The organism is Yoonia sp. SS1-5 (assembly GCF_038443705.2).
GTDB classification, from domain to species: Bacteria; Pseudomonadota; Alphaproteobacteria; order Rhodobacterales; family Rhodobacteraceae; genus Yoonia; species Yoonia rhodophyticola.
In genome coordinates this window covers 626,600-639,978 of sequence record NZ_CP151767.2, presented here as the reverse complement: position 1 = coordinate 639,978, position 13,379 = coordinate 626,600, and the positions used below count along the sequence as shown (strand labels likewise).

12 protein-coding genes are annotated in these 13,379 nt (G+C 50.5%); 5 read left to right on the top strand and 7 right to left on the bottom strand.

Features of this window, described 5'->3' with window-relative positions; all coding sequences use genetic code 11:
• Nucleotides 1–414 precede the first annotated feature (414 nt).
• On the top strand, nucleotides 415–993 hold the full coding sequence (locus AABB31_RS04675; protein ID WP_342075607.1) for a hypothetical protein: 579 nt from the start codon (nucleotides 415–417) through the stop codon (nucleotides 991–993).
• Between the two features lie 43 nt (nucleotides 994–1,036).
• Nucleotides 1,037–1,999, top strand: coding sequence for a hypothetical protein (locus AABB31_RS04670; protein WP_342075608.1), 963 nt, complete (start codon nucleotides 1,037–1,039; stop codon nucleotides 1,997–1,999).
• A 716-nt stretch (nucleotides 2,000–2,715) separates the two neighbouring features.
• Here the strand turns inward: AABB31_RS04670 and AABB31_RS04665 are convergent.
• The 3 genes from AABB31_RS04665 to AABB31_RS04655 form a co-directional block, all read right to left on the bottom strand.
• On the bottom strand, nucleotides 2,716–3,162 hold the full coding sequence (locus AABB31_RS04665) for a hypothetical protein (protein WP_342075609.1): 447 nt from the start codon (nucleotides 3,160–3,162) through the stop codon (nucleotides 2,716–2,718).
• A 13-nt stretch (nucleotides 3,163–3,175) separates the two neighbouring features.
• Entirely contained in the window at nucleotides 3,176–4,024 is an 849-nt protein-coding gene (locus AABB31_RS04660; RefSeq protein ID WP_342075610.1) for a hypothetical protein, read from the bottom strand.
• A gap of 386 nt (nucleotides 4,025–4,410) precedes the next feature.
• Complete coding sequence (locus AABB31_RS04655; RefSeq protein ID WP_342075611.1) at nucleotides 4,411–5,382, bottom strand: IS110 family transposase; 972 nt, start codon at nucleotides 5,380–5,382, stop codon at nucleotides 4,411–4,413.
• Between the two features lie 915 nt (nucleotides 5,383–6,297).
• Here AABB31_RS04655 and AABB31_RS04650 point away from each other — a divergent pair.
• Both AABB31_RS04650 and AABB31_RS04645 read left to right on the top strand, forming a co-directional pair.
• Complete coding sequence (locus AABB31_RS04650; protein ID WP_342075612.1) at nucleotides 6,298–6,555, top strand: hypothetical protein; 258 nt, start codon at nucleotides 6,298–6,300, stop codon at nucleotides 6,553–6,555.
• Between the two features lie 25 nt (nucleotides 6,556–6,580).
• The gene (locus AABB31_RS04645) at nucleotides 6,581–9,127 is read left to right on the top strand and encodes a hypothetical protein (RefSeq protein WP_373635471.1); all 2,547 of its coding nucleotides are present in this window, start codon (nucleotides 6,581–6,583) and stop codon (nucleotides 9,125–9,127) included.
• On the opposite strand, the gene AABB31_RS04640 is transcribed toward AABB31_RS04645, so the two are convergent.
• Nucleotides 9,124–10,359: a DNA methyltransferase gene (locus AABB31_RS04640; protein ID WP_373635470.1), complete on the bottom strand. Its 1,236-nt coding sequence runs from the start codon at nucleotides 10,357–10,359 to the stop codon at nucleotides 9,124–9,126. The genes AABB31_RS04645 and AABB31_RS04640 overlap by 4 nt on opposite strands.
• Nucleotides 10,360–10,543: 184 nt before the next feature.
• A complete protein-coding gene (locus AABB31_RS04635; protein WP_342075617.1) occupies nucleotides 10,544–10,723 on the bottom strand; it encodes a hypothetical protein in 180 nt (59 codons plus the stop codon).
• A 381-nt stretch (nucleotides 10,724–11,104) separates the two neighbouring features.
• Between AABB31_RS04635 and AABB31_RS04630 the strand changes: the two genes are divergently transcribed.
• The gene (locus AABB31_RS04630) at nucleotides 11,105–11,611 is read left to right on the top strand and encodes an antirestriction protein ArdA (RefSeq protein WP_342075618.1); all 507 of its coding nucleotides are present in this window, start codon (nucleotides 11,105–11,107) and stop codon (nucleotides 11,609–11,611) included.
• A gap of 75 nt (nucleotides 11,612–11,686) precedes the next feature.
• Here AABB31_RS04630 and AABB31_RS04625 read toward each other — a convergent pair whose 3' ends face one another.
• A complete protein-coding gene (locus AABB31_RS04625; protein WP_342074941.1) occupies nucleotides 11,687–12,769 on the bottom strand; it encodes an IS481 family transposase in 1,083 nt (360 codons plus the stop codon).
• Between the two features lie 391 nt (nucleotides 12,770–13,160).
• The gene (locus AABB31_RS04620) at nucleotides 13,161–13,373 is read right to left on the bottom strand and encodes a hypothetical protein (protein WP_342075619.1); all 213 of its coding nucleotides are present in this window, start codon (nucleotides 13,371–13,373) and stop codon (nucleotides 13,161–13,163) included.
• Between the last annotated feature and the right edge of the window lie 6 nt (nucleotides 13,374–13,379).

Below are 13,379 nucleotides of genomic sequence, written 5' to 3'. Positions count from 1 at the left end.
CTTGTACAAATTGATCCAAGCAAGTATTTGTCAAAATCTTTGTGATCACCCGGCCAACAGAGCCTTTGTGCCGTTGCCAACCTGCCGTTGTCGCAGTGTTGGATTCTGGATGCTGCCCCATCTTTTGGGGAGTGGCGATTGATATCGTGATTTTTATGGTATGCATAATTGCTCCTTTCCACTCCTAAATGGTGCTGTTGCAAGAATTCTTCAAAGTATTGTTTTAATTGATTATTATGTTCATTTAATTTGTTCGATTCGAACATTTTGCGCCAGACTATTGCTCCGAAGGTGAGCAAATTTCTGATCAAGCAATTCAATCGCTTGAGAAAAAACGAATCTTAGCGAAAGCTGAGGGAACGAGAGCAACAGCTATAGGATTGGCGAAACTGTCACTTTTGGGAGGGCATCATCATGACCAAATCGATCAAAGAACTCATTGGCCTGAATCAGGACGAGGAGTGCATCAAGGCAACATCAATGGCACTTGATCAGTTCGTGCGCAGTATCTCGCGCGGCGTTTGGATCGGGGCAGCGTATCGCAAGGCGATACATCTCCACTGCCGACAGTTTTTCGACGGTCAGGGGGTCGAGGATGTTGTCGAAAGACACCAAGCCTGTAACACGCTTCGCGGCGAACTCGCACTTACATTCCTTTTCACGATTTGGGCTGATTCCGACGACTTTGCTCGGGCGTACAAAGAGGAACTTGGCCGCAAAGCCCCCATCCTCAGGCTTCCTGGACAAGAGCCAAAGTCCACATTTTACTCAAAGCTCATTCGTGAGTTTTGGGTAGATACCAAAAAAGAAGAGCAATTTGGTAATCCAGACCTCGCTCACGGCCAACGCATAAAGCGTATTGCTTTAGCAGCCTATGAAGTCGATCTGATTGAGTACGACTTTGAGAGCCCCATTAAGGTTCTCTATTCAGCAAAGCCAGCTCTCCACGATTTCTTTACCGCCCTGATGCCAGCGCAGATGGACGGTCAGTAAGTAGCGGAAAACAAAACTAAGATACCTCGAAAGGAGGATGGCTATGTCTGCCAAACTGAATGAATGGGATTTTCCCGATGCAGAATGTAATCTTGACGAAAGTCCGCCTGATTATCAGCACGACTTCGTGATGATGAATGAGACACTTGTTGAGTGGAAGGTAAAACTGCGGACGAGCGGAGCTCCAATATCTTTAATCCGGCTGTTGGACAATTGTAGCATCATCGACGTCATTGATGGCAATATACAGCTCCAATGGAATGGACGTGGCGTGGAAGGCGCTAAAATTCAAGAAGCATTGGATACCTTACATACGACTATTTCTGAAAGTGCCACAGATCTTGGTTGGCCCATGGGTACGTCCGGTTTTCACCTTGTAAATGGACATGAACAGGCAGTCAGTAGACGCGGTTATATCAGTGGAATTGTTAAGTTGAACCAAGAAATTCAAGAGACTAGCACACCTGAGTTGGTGCTCAAAAACGAGAGAATTATTGGTGTGGAGCAAGAAATGAAGAACGAATTGGATACTGTTGATGCGGACACTCTGAGCGCCAAGGCTGAGTATTTTATGCTGATCGCGGAGACCGCAGCTGTCGTGCTGGGGACAAAGAGGTGGGCTATCCGCGGCCTCAGTGTGACCCAAAATCCTGACGAACAGTCGCGTGCAGTTTTGGCCTATTGTGTGTTGGCTTCTAGGCCTATCGATTTTGTCGGCTTTGCGGAGTATATGAACTATCCCAATGTCAGTGATCTACACAGCGATGCGGCAAAAGGGTTGAATCTTGTTGTGGCAAGTTCGTCAACAGCACAGTTAGCCAAACTACTTATTGGTGAGTTGAGCACATTGAACATGCCTGAACTGAATGTGGAAGAAGAGGAAGAGGCTGACACTCCCAGCTATGACGATACAGTGGTCCATTTTACTTTGAGAAAACCGGTTATATCTCAGCACGGCGGACAGGTTGGCCTCGAACAATTTATGCTCGCTGCCTCCCGCAAGTAGTTGCTCTTATCTCAGTGGACAGCCGCCGTAAATCGGCGGCTGTCCTTTCCGGACGGGTTCCCCTGTGAGGACAATTTCGCTGAGCATTGTCGCCGTCACGAGAGGCACATCGCCGCCTTTGGTAGCCTAGACTTAAGAGTCGGGTGTGTCCGCACTTCGACCATTGATCGTCTTTCATTCGAACGGCCGCAAACAGTCGTTCACGCCGTCAATACAAGCTTCTGCCCGGAAAATTCCGGCGTTTACGAGATGTCCAACCACTTCAAATTTCTCGGAAAATGTGATATCGGTTTGTATGGAAATCAGCCAACGTTTCCGTTCAACAGTTCTACATAATACGTCAGATGAGCTGACTGAGCCTCTGTTTGCCGTCGCGGCCATTGCTCACGCAAAGAGCCATCATCTAAGCGGTTTGGAGAATTTGGCGATACAGCAAGTTATCCGATTTCGATTAGGAATATGTTCTTCTTGATCGAGCGGCTGATCTCTGGGAAATTCTATAAATGAAAGTTAACCCTCAAACAAAAATTGTCGTACTTAGCGCCGTTTTCGCGGGGGTATTCAGCATTGTAGGAACACCCATCAAGTTGACTGATGACCCTCATTGGCCAAGTACTTCTAATTGCGATCTAAGCGGGGATGAATTAATCTCTGAATTTGAAGCAGGCCTCTGCGCTGGGTTTGAAGAAACCATAACACCCGACAAATAATCGGGTTTAGAAATTTCTGAGTTTGTCGGCCATATAGTCGCCACCACTTATAAAAACAATTCCGAGGAAGACGTAAAAAAGGGCATAGAAGATACAAAACTTAAAAAACTCCAATAGGTACTGGATGTATGTTGGGGAAGCAATCCATTCGAGATCACCTCTATAACTCAATATCGCAGCTAGTGCGAAAATACCGGACAAAGCCAGTGCGGTAAACTTTACCTTCGGTGTAATCTTGCCGGACGAGAAAAGAAAAAGTGCGCAACCAAAGCCAATTATTGCACAGATTGTAGGTGCAAAATCGTATGGCATATTTTGGCCATCTGGAATACTGGGCGTTTCAAAAACAACAGGAGAAATGAAGGTAAGTACCCAACCAACAGCTCGGGAGAATTTATCCCACTGCTGAGCCAAAAGTTTCGCAATTCTAACGATTTTCTCTTTTTTAAACACTGCAATTACACCCTCAACGAACTAGATAGAATTTTCCGCTTGCGACAATCCTGCGAGTCTCTCGATCAATCAAATAAAATATGCTCTCGAAAAATTCCGAATATTCTGGAAGGCTAAGCGTTACCGGAGAGCTTGCGTTGTCGGGATTGGAGAGTTCTATTGCTTGGTTTGATGCTTCTTCGCTTTCAGAAATCTCGTCGTCTTCAACAATATCTCCTAACGTGCCCTGCCTAGCGAGATAGCCCTGTTGGTTTATCGCATCAATCAACTCTTGGCCTCCAACTCCGTCCAGTGCGCCTTGCGGAACAACGATTGAAATATTGTTATCGTTCCAACCTATTGAAGTTTCTAACCCCGTGGCGTCAGTTGTTTGGGATACCTCGAGCCAAACATAGCCAACAGCTTGGGAGTCGGGTTCATCTGAATTACCAAAAAATGCCTTTAGAGAATTGAGATACCGTCTGAAGGGCTGCACTTGGTTTTGCCCATTGTCAGACCTCAGGATCGCGTCCCAGTTATAAGGGCGTGAGGCTTGAGTGTAGTAAGTAACTGTACCCCTTGGTTTGGGCCTCATCTCTGACGGTATCTGGAGTATATGGCACCCTCCCAGAGGCAGAGGCCGATAGGATTTGCTTTCCATACCGGTGTCTGGCCATTTGTAGATGAGAGGATTACGATCATCGATATTGCATATCGAGTATTCGGTTTGGTATCCGCCAGATGAACTGAATAGTTCAGCAGAATGTATGGCAAACCGGGCAACTTCGTCTGAATGAACAAATGCTCTGATACGTTGATCGGCCAACGACGCGTTTGCGAGTGTTAAAAGTATCGCAAGAAATCCAATTCTAATATGGGTCAACAAACCATCTCCTGAAAAACGCTAGCCTCAATGAACTTGGATACGCGGTGAATATCAAGCCCCGCCAACCATGATCAAAGATTTGTTCGACCCCGATCATGAGCATGGCTCAAGAATCCAGAAGCCCAATTGTTGCAAAAGACTGAACCAAAGTGATCGTAGGCGAGATGTGTCCCGGAGAGCCCGAAACCTGATGTGCGAGATGTGTCCCGGAGAGCCCGAAACCTGATGTGCGAGATGTGTCCCGGAGAGCCCGAAACCTGATGTGCAAGCATCTGTGATCATTCAAGCATAACGAATGGGTTATCCACAGGCACAAGGCAGAGGTCGGGGCGCGTGGCGACCCCACATTTCGCAAGCGTGTCCCGACCGTTTCGAGGCACAGATCATACGGTATCGGCACGCCAGTGACGATCTTCCGCAACCAATGAATTGGCGATGATAACCAGCTTGCGCATGACAGCGGTCAAGGCCACCTTCGGGCTTTTGCCACGCTGTATCAGCCGTCGATAAAAGCTTCCAAGCGGTCCTGAACGGCTGGTGCAGTTGACGGCGCACATATACAGCGCATTTCGAACGCTCTGTCGTCCGCCCCGGATCATGCGATTGCCTTGACGGGCGCCGCTGTCCCAATTCATCGGAGCAACGCCAGCCAAAGCGGCAATTTGCTTGGCGTTAACCTGACCAAGCTCAGCCAGATCAGCGATCATCACGCAGGCTGTCAGCTTGCCGATCCCAGGTATCGAGAGCAGAATTTGAAACTTGTGCTTCATATCTAGGTTTGCGTTGATCACCTCGTAGATTTCGTCTTCAAGAACGGATTTGTGGCGTTCAGCCACTGTGATACGTGTCTTGATCTGTTTTGCCGCGAGCGGATGGTCTGTCGTTTGAAGTTGGCGTTTAAGATCGCCAATTTCACTCACGACCTGCCTTCGTGCAGATTGAAGCGAACGAAGCGCCTTAAAGTGCGGTCCGGGCGGCTTATCGGGCTCCGGTTTCATGCGCTCAGCAAAGCGGGCTAGAACGTGAGCATCAATGGTATCGGTCTTGGCGAGTTTGCCCATGCTATCGGCGAACTGGCGCGAGCGGAACGGATTGATAACGGCAGCGTTTATTTCGGCATCAAACAGCATCTCATGCAGCAGGCAATGGTATTTGCCAGTTGCTTCAAGTGCGACAAGCTGGACATCGTAGCGTTTACATTCGCGGATCAGTGATTTGATGCCTTTTTTGTCGTTGCTCACCGTCATGGTTATGCCGTGCGGTATGATGCAGAAATCTAGCGTATTCTTGCTGACATCGATCCCTGCGTAGACAGGTTCAGTTGGTTGGTTTATCTTTTCTTGCGTTCGAGACATTTGTTGAAATTCTCCTTCATCTGTTCAGATCAGTTAACCTTGCATGACCCGATCCAGCTTGCACTCGGCACAAATTGCCAAAGATGTGTTCGACCCAGATCATGCGCTAGATAAATTTCCAGCAGTCCAATTGTTGCAAAAAACTGAACTAAATCAATCGTACGCAAGATGTGTGCGTGGTACTACCACTCACATCTTGGCAATGGGGCCCGCTCCAGACTTTCAGTCTTGCGCGCCCCCGTTGCATCCCCCCGGCCAATGGCTCAGGTAAGGAAATAGAGCCCATCCCGAGCCAGTAGAACGTATCCCCGTTCAATCAGTCGCAAGGAGACTTCGCTCTCCTTAGCAAACCTTCGAGACAAGGGGCTTTCGCGCCCCCTGACAACCCACTCGTTGGGCTTGGAGACGTGCCTCTCCACCAACACCGAACCATGCACAAACCGCTGCCCGTTTGATCACCAATCAGGGGAGCGTTCCTGCTATCCCCAATACCCCCATGAGGATTTCATCCAGACCATGTCATGGAGACGATTTCATCGAAACCAGGAAGGGAGCATTTCATAGCTGCCCTTGCCTTGGAGCCATCCCATCGACTGAAACCGTCTACAAACAGCCTAGTGCATCGCAATTCCTACGCCGAATCAGTACTGAATTACCTTGTACAGCTTATAATTTAGAGGCTGTATGTTCGATTTTGGCGCTTAAGAATGTCATTAAAGCCGAATTTTTGACGATTTTCTGAACGGTGCATGTTAAACAAAATGTGACTAATTTCAGCGCCTTAAGTATCTATAATTCTTCCAAAGGTCGATTTATTGATTGTAAATTACGAATCATTTTACACGCTATATGTTGACAAAAAGCTGCAAAATCACCAGCTCTAGGATATCTCAGCCTGCATATGGAGCGAAAAGTATGTCCGAACCTGCCCTCAAAGTCGCAGCAGCCAGCGCATCCCCCAAGCGAGAGAAGTTCATCAAACTCGCGGAAAGCCGAACAGTCAGCGCAATAAAGGCGATTAGGATCATCGGAAAGCTAGGCAATCGGAACGCCTACGACTACGATGATGCGGATGTTCGTAAGATTGTGAAAGCCTTAAACGATGAAATTGAAGCCCTAAAAAACCGTATGAAGACCACGAAGTCTTCGGACGGTGTAGATTTTAAGCTGTAAGTTATCAAAGATTGGACAAACCCTAATGAGTGAGAACAACAAACTCTGCACTGCATTGCTACGTGCAGACAGCGAAGGTGAGGTGATCACGCTTCTTAAAAAGCACGGCTATTGGGACAAGCCAGCCCTATGGCGTCATTACGGGGATGTTGAGAATAACTGGGGCCAAAGCGGCAACCAGCAGAGCCTGGCAGAAGCAGCTTTGGCTGAGAAAATAGTCAACTCAGTCGATGCACGGCTAATCAATGAATGCCGCATGCGCGATATTGATCCGGCAAGCGCGGATGCACCGCAGACAATTCGCGCCGCTGTGGCACGCTTTTTCGAAAATAGCACTGGCGAGAAGATCGCTACGGGCGGCTATATCGAAGATTGGAGCGCTCAGAAGACTCGTGAAGTTGCCGACGGAATTACGCTGACGGCCACAGGAACCAGGCCGCAACGGCTTAATATCACCATTTCAGATTGCGGCGAGGGTCAAAGCCCGGACAAGCTTCCCGACACCATTCTCTCGCTTAGCAAAAGCAACAAGCAATACATCCCCTTTGTGCAGGGGCAGTTCAACCAAGGCGGAACAGGCGCGCTGCGGTTTTGTGGAAAGAACAATCTCCAGCTCGTAATTTCAAAGCGCAATCCGGCATTTCTAGACGAAAGCGCCGATGCGCGCGATCATGAATGGTGTTTCACCATCGTGCGTCGGGAATTTCCAAGCGGAGAGCCTGGCACGGCAAAGAACTCGGTCTACACATATCTGGCCCCGGTTGGGATTGGCGATGCGGTAGAGGATCGAAATGGCGGCGTCCTTTCCTTCCCTGCCGATGCATTTTCGATCTATCCTGATGATGAGAGCCCTTATGGCCGCGAAGCGCCTTATGGTACCGCCATTAAGATGTTCGACTACAACTTCCTTGGCGAACGCTCGAATATATTGCGCGGCAAGAGCCTTCTCAGCCGCCTTGACCTCCTCTTGCCTGAGATTGCGCTCCCGGTACGGTTTTATGAGTACCGGACAAACAAGGCAGGCAACTACTTGGATGTTGGTAGCCGCCGCACGACCGTCTCCGGCCTTCTGCGCCGGATCAAAGACAGCGATAATGTGGAAAGCGGCTTTCCGGTGCGCATTCCTTTCCAACCGGGCGGTGAAAAGCTTATCGCCAACGTCTTTGCCTTTGTGCAGGCAGGCTCGACCAAGGAAACCGACGATGACGATGAGGAACCCGCAAACGCCAAGAAGCTTGGCGGCGTGCGCGGCTATCGCAAACGCGAAGGTATTGTCTTCCTTCGCAACGGCCAAACCCAGGGCAGTCTTCCAAAGGATTTTTTCCGCCGTGAAGCGGTAAAAATGAAGCCGTTGGCTGATGATCTTCTGGTATTTGTTGAGTGTGATGAGCTTTCTAGTGTGACGCGCGAAGATTTGTTCATGCCAAGCCGAGACAGGCTGGCGGACAACGAATTCAAACATGAGCTGGTGGACTCACTGGAAAAAGCCGTCCGAGATTGCCATGAGCTGAAAGAGCTGCGCAATAAACGTCAGCAGGAGCGCATGCAAGAACGTCTGCAAGATGATCAACCGCTCACCGATGTCCTGCAATCTCTGATCAAAGCCTCGCCTAACTTGACCACGCTTTTGAAGCTTGGCCAGAGAATATCTGCGCCGTTCAATACCGTGGCCACGGGCAGTGATCCAAAAGAAGACTTCAAGGGCGAGGTCTATCCAACCTTCTTCAAAAACAAAGGTGTGGAGTACGGCCAAACCTTAAGTAGGTCTTGCCCGATCAACAACCGGATGCGCCTAACATTCGAAACCGATGTGCGCGATGACTACTTCACGCGTGCTGCTGAGCGCGGTGCCTTTGATCTGACTTGGAAAGGCAACGATGGTGCCGAGTTTAAGGCCAGCCCCATTGGCCCAAATCTCAAAAACGGGATAGCGAGCGTGATGGTCGACCTGCCTAGCGGCGCTGGCGTTGGTGATGAGATCGAGTTCATTGCCCGCACCGACGACACACACAGGCTATTTGAAAACCACATCAAAGTGGCAATTCTACCAAAAGTCCAAAAACACACAGGCGGCGGCGGTGAACGGAAGCCGCCTAAAGATAACGATGGCGCGGAGCGTGAGCGTCCAAGTGAGCTGGAATCTCCGAATATCAAGCGCGTCTACCGCGCCGAATGGGAGGCCGAGGGCTTTGACGAGCTAACGGCCATGAAAATTGAATCCATTGGCTATTCTGAGGATGAGACATCTGAATTCTATGAATTCAAGGTCAATATGGACAACATGCCTTTGGAAAGCGAAGCCAAACTCAAACGTCTTTCCAAGGAAGCAACTGCTCTACTGCGCGAGCAGTTTATGTATGCCAATGTCCTGATCGGCCTTTCGATGATATTGGAAGATAAGCGCGCAAAAAAGCTGGAAACCAGTGATGAGGACACGCCGTCCGAGTCCATTGAAGATCGGGTTGAGCGCACTAGCCGTGCTTTGGCCCCATTCATTCCAGCGCTTATCTCTCTTGGATCAAGTGATCTGGAGACCGATGATGCGGTCGAAGGGTTGGAAGAAAGCGCTTAGGCGCGGCCCTTTCTATGAATAAGAACAACCTCACGCGCTCCTGGCGCGCGAGACTTCTGATGAGCATGCCAGCGGCGGTTAGGTACATTGCGCCAAAGTCGCCCATCTTCCTCTTCAATTGGCATGTCCCACGGGCGATGCTCCTCCAGACCGCATTCTTCCATGACTTCTAAATACTTAGGAAGTTGCCATTCAGGTTTAGAAAAAGCGACCATCTGCACAATGGTCGTATCTTCATCGGCCATGGCCGCCACCGAACTAAATGTGGCTTTGAGGTTGTCGAAATAGGATTGCAAGCCGGGGTTTTTGCGATCCCCCAACGTGTAGTGACTTGATCCTGCCCCATCGAGTTTGCCTGCAATCCAGAACGGTGCGGGGGCTTCCTTGCGTCCATCCACTTGCCAGCGATGATACAGGACATGGATACCCGGATACGGTGGCGAGGTGACGATCAGCTTAGGCGGGCACGCTTGAGCCACAGCTTTTTCATTTTCTGCGCCAGCGGTCGTCCTGTTTAGGCTGATGGCCTTTGGCGGGCTTTGCAGATCAAGGCTGTTGATCTGATCCCGAAATTCGAGAGCTGCACCTAGCATGATGCCTGCTTGCTTATGCATCTGCGCTTTAAACGCCGTGACGCTGGGGCGGGTCTTGCGGGAGTCTAATGCCCATTGGGACGTCCGAAGAACGACGCAGCGCGCCAGGATGCCACTACGCTTTCGACGCAGGCGTTCCACAGAGCTCAATGCTTGTTCAATCGCCTTGCGTAGCCGCCAAAACTCAGGGCCGTCGAGATTGCGGTAGTAGCCTGCATCAGCATAGCCATCATGGCGTTCACTAGGGCTGTGCATATTGATAGTGGTCTCAATGCATTCCATCCAGCGCCGATAGGCACTGATATCTTGGTCATCCATGATTTGTGTCTTGGCTTCGCACAAGAAAGACGAGAGCGAGCTGATATCAATGCCAAGAGCGTTTCGGCCCATGGCCATGGCTTCAACGAGCGTTGTGCCTCCGCCCGCGAATGGATCAACCACCCAATCACCGGGGTTGGAAAAAGCTTCAATCGCGCCGCGCACAAAGCTTGGCGAGAACCGCGCTGGGTAACGGTAGAACTCATGGGTTAGACCTTTGACGCGGGCTTGATCCCGCGCGGCTTCAATAAAGCGTTTTGAGAATCCGGATTTGAGGCCCAAATCGGGGCTGAGATCATTCATATTGATTACCCGTATCATGCAGGTAAACCCTGCCATTTCTTAAGTATATGAATCGAAACATAGAATCAGCGCAAGGCCCTTGGCTAAGGCTTTGAAACTACCTGGCTATTCCTGGCCGCGCCCGAAGAAGACCTTTGTGGCCCCCTCGAAATTGATTCGAAAATGAAAGAAAACGGCTGACCAAGACGGCCAGCCTTTGGTGCTAACGGCATGGGCCACGAGCGTTTAGTTCATGCTCTATTGCTTCCATTGAATTCAGCGCATTGCGTCGATCCTGTGATCCGCGCGGGGCCGTGGCCACCGCGTTGAATGCTTCGCGGAACAGGCCGTGCAATTCCTCTAGGCCAAGTTTTTGTGCTTCATGTCGTGTGATGAGTTTCATCGTATTCTCCTTTGTTTCAAGGAGGCCCCGACCATCGGTGCCTTTCGGCCCCGGACACACACAATCATTGGGGTTAGATGGCACCGCATGGATCGGCGGCTAACGCTGACATCCAAGGCGGATCAATGAGACACGTCTCACTAGTTTGAAAACAAAAGCGCAGCCAAGAGGCTGCACATTGGTCATTTCGATAAAATTTAAGGCTTGGGGCTGATGCCCCCGGCGCGGATCAAAGGGTGGGTCCTCGCCATGCTCACTTCATTGCATTGCAGCTTGCGCGTGGCTCTGGTCCCGCTGGCACGCCTTTGCTCCTTGCACCCCCTCTCTTCGCCAGAGGGGCAGATCGGTTGCATGCGCAACCAATCAGACAAGGAGAAAAAGATGACGCAGTTCTACGCACAGCCATACGATTTGGCAGCAACAGGGTTCTATTTTGACAACGCAGAGACCTATTCAAACAAGATCAGGGCAATCACGAACGACTACGGCGAGCCCGTTGAAGAATTCGAAGTCGAGTTCATTGACGGCGAGCATATTGATTGCGATCTGGCGAAGACATGGGGGATCAATCAGGCCAACATTCTAAAGTTCATGGAAGTGGTGGATGAATGGGACGAAGACCAGAAGAGACGCTTCATTCTGGCGGTTGGTGAGTGCTGCTACAGCTTTGATCCTGATACGGTCGATCCAGACGATTTTGAAGTCGATATCTATCATCTGGACACAATGAAAGCGCTGGCAGAGCAGTTTGTCGATGAAGGTTTGTTCGGCGATATCCCAGATCAGCTTACTTGCTACATTGATCTGGATGCTATCGCACGCGATCTGAGCATGGACTATGCAGAAACACAGATCGCAGGGCAGCGGATTATCTATCGATGTGCCTAAAAACCGTTGCCCCTTCAATTTTGCGAAAAAACCACTATATATCTGTAAAACTTCAGACTTGATCTGACGGACATCTCAGCTTGCGACGCTGAGAACGGGTTGCGCACTGTCCGATTGGTCGTGCGTTTTGATCGTCTTCTCGACAGCGATGTGTAGCGTTTCGCGGAAGGTCTGCATAGGTGTTTTGCCATAGCAGTGACGTCCCGAATGTGGCCGCTGTTCGTTGTACTTTGCCAGCCACGCATCCAGATCGGCCTGCAACTCTTCGACTGACCGATACAGTTTCTTGCGGAATGCGATGTCGTAGAACTCATCCTTGATGGTGCGATGGAACCGCTCGCAGATGCCGTTTGTTTGCGGAGAATTGGCCTTGGTTCGGGTGTGGTCCACGTCCTCGACGGCCAGATAAAGCTGGTAGGCGTGGTTCTCGACCTTGCCACAGTATTCCGTGCCCCGGTCTGTCAGGACGCGCAGCAGGCTGATCTCATGCTCTGCAAAGAACGGGATCACGCGGTCGTTCAGCAAGTCGGCCGCGGTGATTGCCGTCTTTTCAGTGTAGAGCTTGCAGATCGCCACGCGGGCATAGGTATCGACAAAGGTCTGTTGATAAATGCGTCCGACGCCCTTCATTGTGCCCACATAATAGGTGTCCTGGCTGCCCAGATAGCCAGGGTGGTGGCTCTCGATCTCGCCATGGGCTTCTTTCTTGGCCTTGGCTTTTTCCAGCGCGGCCAACTGATCCTCGGTGAGCAAGATACCCTCTTGGGCGGCACGGGCCTCCAGGGCCTTGAGGCGCTTTTTCATGGTTTCCAGATCATTACGCAGCCAGATCGACCGGACGCCCGACGATGACACCATGATGCCTTTCTGCTGCAGCTCCCACGACGCCCGTTTCTGACCCAGAGCCGGGTTGTCGATGGCCAGTTCGATGACCGCCTTCTCGACATGTTCTGGCACGCGGTTTTTCATCACCGGCTTGCGGCGGCTGAGATCCATCAGGGCTTCTTCGCCACCCTGATCGTAAAGTTCTCTGAACCGGTAAAAGCTGTCCCGCGAATAACCCATCACTTTGCAGGCCTGCGACACGCTTCCGAGCTGTTTGGCCAGTTCCAACAGCCCCAGCTTCGGCTTGATGATCTTCTCTTGAATACTTGTCATTGATCGACACTCCTTGATTGCGCTCCAGAAGAGCAGAAATGTCAGATCAAGTCGTGTGTTTTACAATATATCATTCATGAGCGTTTTGCCTGACAGCGTCAGGCTTAACAGGACTAATTCAGGGCTACATGTTCTGTCTCGGTGGCTTCTCACTAACCTTCATGATCCTTGTGATCATGGCATGCGTAAACGAACGACTATTCACCGCTAAGGAAAAGGAGGCACACATGGAAACAGATATGCCAAAGACTAACGAATGGACGAAAACTGCAATACGAGCACTATGCTCAACAACTACGACCATCGCGGCAGGCATGTGGGCTGGAGCAGCTCTGTCAGGCTAAGCGCTCAAAATCTCTAATGAAAAGGGCCGCCAACTGGGCGGCCTTTTTTATTCACTATCGAAGTCATAGTCCCATCTTCCATGGGGCTTGAACTCCGGCACCAGCACATCGGGCTTGCTCATCCTTGCATGGGTGAGACGGATGGCAAGCCGAATGGTGTCATCGGCGGCCAAATGAAAATGCTGCCTCAGATCATCCAGCTTAGAGGCATGCGCCTCATCAAGATTCAGCATAAATGTTTTTCGTGTGGTGTGTCGCATAGCGAC